Source organism: Streptomyces sp. NPDC127190, assembly GCF_042672505.1.
Taxonomy (GTDB): Bacteria; Actinomycetota; Actinomycetes; order Streptomycetales; family Streptomycetaceae; genus Streptomyces.
Window position 1 is genome coordinate 50389 of the sequence record NZ_JBHXVE010000023.1, and the last position, 7419, is coordinate 57807.

At 69.7% G+C, this 7419-nt stretch carries 5 protein-coding genes; all 5 read right to left on the bottom strand.

The genetic code is table 11. The annotated features are described in order from the left end of the window. Window positions 1-511 precede the first annotated feature (511 nt). Window positions 512-2362 (bottom strand): RICIN domain-containing protein, encoded by a 1851-nt coding sequence (locus ACFVIU_RS29340; protein WP_385846185.1) that lies wholly within the window; start codon window positions 2360-2362, stop codon window positions 512-514. Window positions 2363-2434: 72 nt separating this feature from the next. Next, the gene (locus tag ACFVIU_RS29345; protein WP_385846186.1) at window positions 2435-4171 is read right to left on the bottom strand and encodes an amylo-alpha-1,6-glucosidase; all 1737 of its coding nucleotides are present in this window, start codon (window positions 4169-4171) and stop codon (window positions 2435-2437) included. Window positions 4172-4248: 77 nt separating this feature from the next. Next, entirely contained in the window at window positions 4249-5010 is a 762-nt protein-coding gene (locus tag ACFVIU_RS29350) for a carbohydrate ABC transporter permease (protein WP_385846237.1), read from the bottom strand. 59 nt (window positions 5011-5069) lie between these two features. After that, the gene (locus ACFVIU_RS29355; protein WP_385846188.1) at window positions 5070-5990 is read right to left on the bottom strand and encodes a carbohydrate ABC transporter permease; all 921 of its coding nucleotides are present in this window, start codon (window positions 5988-5990) and stop codon (window positions 5070-5072) included. Window positions 5991-6000: 10 nt separating this feature from the next. Beyond that, window positions 6001-7251: an extracellular solute-binding protein gene (locus ACFVIU_RS29360; RefSeq protein WP_385846189.1), complete on the bottom strand. Its 1251-nt coding sequence runs from the start codon at window positions 7249-7251 to the stop codon at window positions 6001-6003. Between the last annotated feature and the right edge of the window lie 168 nt (window positions 7252-7419).

The window sequence follows — 7419 nt, forward strand, 5'->3', positions numbered from 1 at the left end:
GTCACGGCAGCTGAACATGCGTCATACAAGTATGGCTGATTCCGAACGGCTGCTCGGATCAGGGGAATTCAAGGAGAGGTACGGCTCGTTTTCGGTGGCGCGTATGGCGGAAACGCGGCGCGGTGGCCGTGTTCTCCTGGGTCCTCCGGCTCGTGCCGGACCGGGGATTTACGGCCAACCGCGCGCGGCCATCGGTGTCAGCTCGTGCCGGACAGGCGCCAGATCTGGTTCTTCTTCGTGGAGGTTGGCGTCGCCTGTCTGGGAGCCTAGTAGCGGTACATGAACCACTCGCGGCCCGGCAGGTACTGGCCGGTGGCGTTCTTGGTGAGCAGGTTGGCCTCGTGGTCGTGCAGTGCGGTGCCCGACCCCCGGTTTCCGCGCAGGCCGTCGTCGGCGGCCCTTCCGTTGTCACCGGGAAAGGGCCGGCAGCGGGCCGAAGGTCGTCCGCCGCGTCACCGGTCGGCCCGGGCGGGTCTCCCTCTCACGCGGGGAGCCCCCGCCCGGGGACGGGTCAGCGCATGCCCTGGAGGCGCCAGATCTGGTTCCTCTTGTTGTTCAGCGCGCTCGCCGGGTCACAGGTCCACTGGTGGATCACCGCGCCGGGGGTGGTCGAGACCCCGCTGACGTCGACGCACTTGCCGCTGTGCACCGCGACCAGCTGGTAGTCCTTGCTGTTGCCCAGCGCGGTCACCGGGTTCAGGGTGAACATCTGGTTCGTGGTGCCGCTACAGGTCCACTGGATGACGGCGGCACCGTCGGCCGTGGAGGCACCCGAGACGTCCAGGCACTTGCCGCTGTGCTCGTCCACGATCGTGTAGGTGTTCGCCCGTCCGGCGACCGGCTTGAAGTCCAGCATCTGCTGGTAGCCGCCCTCGCAGTGGTACTGCTGGTACTGCGTGCCGTCGGCGGCGGAGAGGTTGGTGTCGTCCAGGCACTGACCACTGTGCTCGGCCACCGCGACGGTGGAGACGGTCGTGTTCGACGGCGGCAGCAGCGTGACCGTGTAGCCGTCGGCGGCGTCCGTCCACGGCACGGTCACCGAAGCGGAGTTCCCGCTCACGGTCAGGGTCTGGTCCGAGACCGTCACCGGACCCCTCACCGCGGCGCCGCCGTTGTTCGGTATGCGCTGGACTATCGCACGGACCCGGCCGTTCTCCACGACCGAGGTGGTGTCGAGCCGGTTGAGGCCGACGGTGACGTTGCCCGTGTTGCCGTTGCTCCCGAGCAGGATCTTCGCGTTCCGCGCGGAGTTGTCCTTCGTCGCCAGCCCGTCGGTGTTCGTACCGGGCGTGAGGTTCACGATGTTTCCGGTCTGGGAGCCGTAGTACCGGTACAGGAACCACTCGCCCAGGGGCAGATACTGGCTGCCGGTCTTGGTCAGCAGGTTCGCCTCGAAGTCGTGCAGGTTGGCACCCCAGGCCCAGTTGGCGCGCAGTCCGTCGGCTCCGGCGCGCTCCAGACGGGAGATGTACCAGCCGCCGCGGCCGGGGTTCTGCTCGTTGCTGGCGCCGTACTCGTTGACCTGGAAGGGGCGGCTGGTCGTCATCGACCGTGCCGCCAGCAGGGACCTGAGGGAGTTGCTGTGGGCGACCGGGTCGCCGGGGAGGTCGTGCCAGCTGTAGATGTCCGGCTCGACCTTGTTCGCCTTCACGTAGTCGAGGTACGTCGTCCACCAGCCGTTGTCCACCGTGGGGTGGCCGCAGGTGCTCGCGCCGACGATCACCGCGCCGGGTATGGCGGCCCGGATCTTCTGGTAGGCGCGCTTCCACATCTCCAGGTACTGGGGCATGCCGGGATCCCAGAACCCGGGGCAGTCGGGCTCGTTCCAGATGTCCCATTCGATGTCGGTCATGCCCGCGGCCTTCACGTCGCCGAGAAGACGGTTGTAGAAGGCGTCGAAGCCGGACCAGTCGCCGTTGTCACCGGGGAAGGTGGGTTTGGTGGTGCCGTCGGCACCCCAGAGGTCGTGCGGCAGGATGACGAAGGTGCCGCCGAGCGCCTTGGTGCGCCTGTACTGGGCGAGGGTGGAGTTCCACCGGCGGTCGTACTTGCCGGCGACCCAGCCTCCGGGGCTGTCCAACTGGGCGCCGCCGGCCCGCTCCAGCTTCCACTTGATGTCCTTGTAGAAGTGGTCCTGGGGCAGCGAACCGTCCTCGGTCATCCCGTAGAGGGTGCCCGAGGCATGGTAGGTGGGGGCGCCACTCGCGACGGAGAAGTCGACGGCGACGGTGGTGTCGGCGGCCTGTGACGAAGCGGTCGGCACCAGGGTCGCGGCCAGGGTGGCCAGGAGGACGGCCGCGGACGAGAGGGCTCGGCGTCTGGTGCGCGCTGCGCGTCCGGTCGGTTGGGAGAGCGACTTCATTGTGCGGCTCCTAACGGGGTGGGGGGCGGACCGGGGACTGAACGGCCCCCGGGGCTCACGGAGGACGGCCGGTCAGCGGCTGTCCCGATGTGCGTGGGCTTCGGCCAGCAGGAGGTAGCTGCTGGCGGTCCAGGTGTAGGCGCGGTCACGCAGGCCGGTTCCGGTGAGGGCGTCGAAGTTCTCGGCGAAGCCGTGGGTCTCGCACAGGGCGCGGAAGCGGGCGCTGATGTCGTCGGCCAGCCGGTGGTGGCCGGTGCGGCGCAGGCCGTCCTCGACCAGAACGGTGGCCGGGGCCCAGATCGGGCCGCGCCAGTAGCCGTCGGCGAGGTAGTGCGGTGAGGTGGTGAGTTCGGTGGCCAGGCCGTACGGCGTCAGGTGGGCCTTGATGCGGTCGGCCAGCGCGCTGCTGATCTCGTCGGGCAGGTGTTCGCCCAGCACGATGGGCATCAGGTCGAGGAGGCTGGCGCTGCTCCAGGTGTCCCCGGTGTCGGCCCCCCGGGCGACGAACCGGTCGCCGGTCCAGAGCTGGTCGAGCAGTGCGCTCTGCATCTCCTCGGCGGTGCGTGTCCACCGGGCCGCCTCGTCCGGCCTGCTCAACTCGGCGGCCAGGTCGGCGAGTTCACGGAGCTGGAGGGCGAGGAAGGCGGCCAGGTCGGCGGTGACGACCACCCGCTCGGGGTCGAAGACGGTGGCGTTGTCCCAACCGCTGTCGTTGCCGTGCTGGTAGTGGGCGAGTCCGGCGCCGGGCGCCCGCCGCGCGGTGAGCCAGAAGTCGGTCCAGCGCGTCAACCGGTCGTATACGGCGGTCAGTTCCTCCTGACTGAGCGCCGTCGGAAGCCGACGGCGCAGACGGCCGAAGGCCCAGCCGTGGATGGGCGGCTTGACGAAGTTGTGGAGGACCTCGGAGTGAGTGACCGAGTCCGGCAGGGCCCCGGCGGCGTCCTGGTGGTCGAAGGGCAGGTGGAACTGGTCCAGGGCCAGCTCCGGCGAACCGGGGGCGAGGGCCAGGGCGTTGAAGCAGTGGTCCCAGCTCCAGACCTTGTCCATCCAGTGCTTGGACATCAGCACGGCGGGCCGGGTGACCAGACCCGTCGGCGCCACGGTCGCCGACCAGAGAACGTACGCGGCCAGTTCCGCGGCCGGCGTGGCGGACGAGCGCCAGGGGGCCACCGCGTCGGCGAAGCCGGCGAAGGCCCGCCGCGCGGCGGCCACGACCTCGTCGAAGGCCGCCGAGGACGTGTACGGCGGGCGGGCGGTGTCGAGTTCCTCGATCGCGATCTCCCAGCCCCCGTCCGCCGCGGCGGCAATGGCGAGACCGCGGTCGGCGCTGCCCAGGGCCTGTGCTCCGACCGTCTCGGCGAGGGTGCCGGACAGCACGGTGACCCGGTAGCGGCGTCCGGTCTCGTACGACGTGAACACATGCGCGTCCGTGGCCCGGTCGTGGAAGAAGTACGTTCCGCTGAACGGGGTCAGGGTCCGTGCGGCGGCGAAGACGCCGAGGCCGAGGCCGCTCCCCCGCAGCCGTACGGTGTCCGGCGACTCGTACGCGAGGTCGACGCGCCCGCTCCCGCCGGTCCAGCCGAGCAGGCCCGGGGTCGCCTCGACACGGGTCTCGGCGCGGCCGCCCGTGCCCGGGTCCAGCGGGACCAGGCGCAGGACGGCGTGCATGCCGTTCTGGTGCGAGACGAGGTGCAGGTCCTCGGCGTACGTCTTCTCCGCCACCACCGGGGAGATGTCGAACCAGGATCCGTACATGCTGAACGGGATGTCGTGGACGGAGAAGGCCGGGCCGGGCCGGAGGGCGGTCATGTGGTGTGACTCGTTTCTGGGCAGGGGGTGTCGGCCGGCGCACGATCCGGCCGGCACACGGGAGTCGGGCGTAGCGGTCAGTCCTTGACGGCGCCGGCGGTCACGCCGGCCGCGACGTAGCGCTGGGCGAGGACGAGGATGACCGCGGCCGGCAGCGAGGCGACCACGGCGGTGGCCATGATGGCGTTCCACTGCTGGTTGTTGTTGCCGATGTAGTGGTAGATGCCGAGGGTGATCGGCTCGTGGGCACCGCCGTTCACGAGGGTGCTGGCGAAGACGAAGTCGGACCAGGACCACAGGAACGCGAACAGGGACACGGTGACCACGGCGTTGCGGCTGACCGGCAGGACGACGGACCAGAAGGTGCGCAGCGGCCCGGCGCCGTCGGTCGTGGCGGCCTGGAGCAGTTCGCGGGGGATGCCGGACATGAACGCGGTGAAGATGAGGACGCCGAAGGGGACGGCGAGGGTGGAGTCGGCGACGATCAGGCCCGGGACGGACTGGAGCAGGCCGAGCTGGAGGTAGATGGCGTAGAAGCCCATCGCCATGATGATGCCGGGGATCATCTGGGCGGCCAGCAGCACGAAGTTCAGGATGCCGGCTCCGCGCGGGCGCAGCTTGGCCAGGGCGTAGCCGGCCGGTGCGGACACGACGACGGTGAGTACGACGGTGCCCAGGCCGATGAAGAGGCTGGTGCCCAGGTAGGGCAGCTGCTCGTCCAGGACGGTGCGGTAGCCGGCCAGGGTGCCGTGCAGCGGCAGCAGGTCCGGCGGGCTCTTGCGCATGTCCTGGTCCCGGGTGAGGGAGACGTTGAGCATCCAGTAGACCGGGAAGAGCATGGCCCCGGTCAGCAGGACGCCGATCGTGGTCCTCCCCCACGAGCGTGTGCGGATTCGGCTCACGACAGCGCCTGCTTTCTCTGTACCCGGAGGTAGACCAGCCCGAAGGCCAGGGCGACGACCACGAGCAGGTTGCCGACGGCCGCGCCGGGGCCGAAGGCGGGCAGCAGGTTGCCGTAGCCGAGCCGGTAGGACCAGGTGGCGAAGGTGGTGGACGAGTCCGCCGGGCCGCCCTTGGACATGATCCAGATGATGTCGAAGACCTTGAGCGTGTAGATCAGCCCCAGCAGCAGGGTGATCGCCGACACCGGCCGCAGCAGCGGGAAGGTGACGCGCCAGAAGCGCTGCCAGGCGTTCGCCCCGTCCAGGGCGGCGGCCTCGTACAGGCTCGCCGGTATGGACTGCAAGCCGCTGTGCAGGACGACCAGGTTGAACGGGACGCCGATCCAGATGTTCGCGATGATCACCGAGGTCAGGGACCAGGACGGCGAGGTCAGCCAGTTCACCGGAGCGATGCCGACGGCCTGCAGGGCGGCGTTGACGACGCCCGACTCGCTGTTCAGCATCCACGACCAGGTGGACGCCGAGACGATCAGCGGCAGCAGCCACGGCACCAGGAACAGGGCGCGCAGGGTGGCGGAGAGCCGGAAGTTCTGGTTGAAGAAGACCGCGAGCGCGAGCCCGAAGGCGTACTGGAAGACCAGGCATACGGCGGTGAAGACCGCGGTGTGCAGCAGGGCCGGGGCGAAGGTCGGGTCCGCGAAGACCTTGCGGTAGTTCGCCAGGCCCGTGAACGGCGCGTCGCCCTGGACGAAGGAGCGGACGGTGTAGTCGCGCAGGCTGAGATCGAGGTTGCGGTAGAGCGGATAGGCGTAGAAGACGGCGAGATAGACGGCCACCGGGGCGAGGAAGCCCCACGCGGCCCACCCGCTCGGAACGTGGCGGGGCCGGTGGTCGGGCGGGTGTGTCGGCTGCTTCATCGGGCTCACGTCACCTGGCCGCGGCCTGCTGCGCATGGGTGAGCGCGTCCTGGGGCGACTCGGAGCCGCTGAGGGCGGCCTGGACGGCCTTCCACAGCTGTTCGGAGATGGTGGGGTACTTGGTGCCCAGGTCGTCGCTGGTGCGGCCCTTGGCCGTCCTGACCGCGTCGACCCACGGCTTCAGAGCGGCGTTCGCGGCCACCTGCTTGTCCTGGACCGCTCTGGTGGGTGCCACGTAGGACAGGGTGGTGTCGGTGGTGTAGAGGTGGTCGGCGCTGGTCAGGCAGGACACCAGGGTGCGCGTGGTGGCGTAGCGGGCGGTGTCCTGCTGGACCGGGACGGTCACGAACTCGCCACCGGTCGGCGCGGCGGCGCTGCCTCCGCGGGCGCCGGGGATGGGCAGGACTCCGTAGTCGAGGCCGGCCTTCTTGGCGCCCGCGAGCTGCCAGGTGCCGTTCTCGGCGAACGCGTAGTCGCCGGTGGCGAACTCCTGCCAGCTGGTGGTCTGGGTGTTGTTGAGCACCGAGTTGGGCGCGTATCCGTTCTTCAGCCAGCCCTTCCACAGGGACAGCGTCTGCACGCCCTGGGCGGAGTCGAGCGCGGTCAGCTTGGCACCCGAGCCCCAGAACCAGGGCAGGAACTGGAAGCTGCCCTCCTCGGTGCCGATCGCGGAGAAGGTGATGCCCTTCTTCCCCGCCTTCTTGACCTTCTCCAGTGCCGCCGTCAGCGACGTCCAGTCCTTCACCGAGGCGATGTCGACCCCGGCCTGGTGGAGCACCTTCTTGTTGTAGTAGAGGGCGAGGGTGTTGGCGCCGATGGGCGTGCCGTAGGTCTTGCCGCCGGACCGGCCGGCCCCGAGCAGGTTGGGGTCGGCCTTCGAGGTGTCCAGCCCGGTGTCGTGGGTCGTGGTGAGCACGCCCGCCTCGGCGAGGGTCGACACCACCGGGTTGTCGACGATCAGGACGTCCGGGGAGTTCCCCTGCTGCGCCGCCAACAGGGTCTTGTTGCCCAGGTCGCCGGTGTCGAAGGCGGTCCGCTTGACCGTGACTCCGGCCTTGCTGCCGCACTGGTCGAGCAGCTTCGCCCAGTCCGAGGCCTTGTCGAACTGCGGGTACGGGTCCCAGACGGTGTACGTCCCGCTGTCGGCGCTCCGGCTGCTGCTGCCGCCGGAACCGGAGGAGCAGGCGGCAGCGCTCAGGGCCACGGCCAGGGCGGTGACGACGGCGCCGGCCCGACGGCGCTGTGTCGAATCGGTTCGCATGAGCCGAAGGTAGGAACTCCGCGAACTCCTTGTCAACACCCCGTAGTTGACCTCCTAACAAAGCGTCCCGCGCCCCGAAAACCACCCCCCGCCGGGGGGACGTGAGCGCCCCCCGGGGGGGGGTTTTGGAAAAGAGGAGAGAACACCCAAACCCCAGGGAAGTTGTCA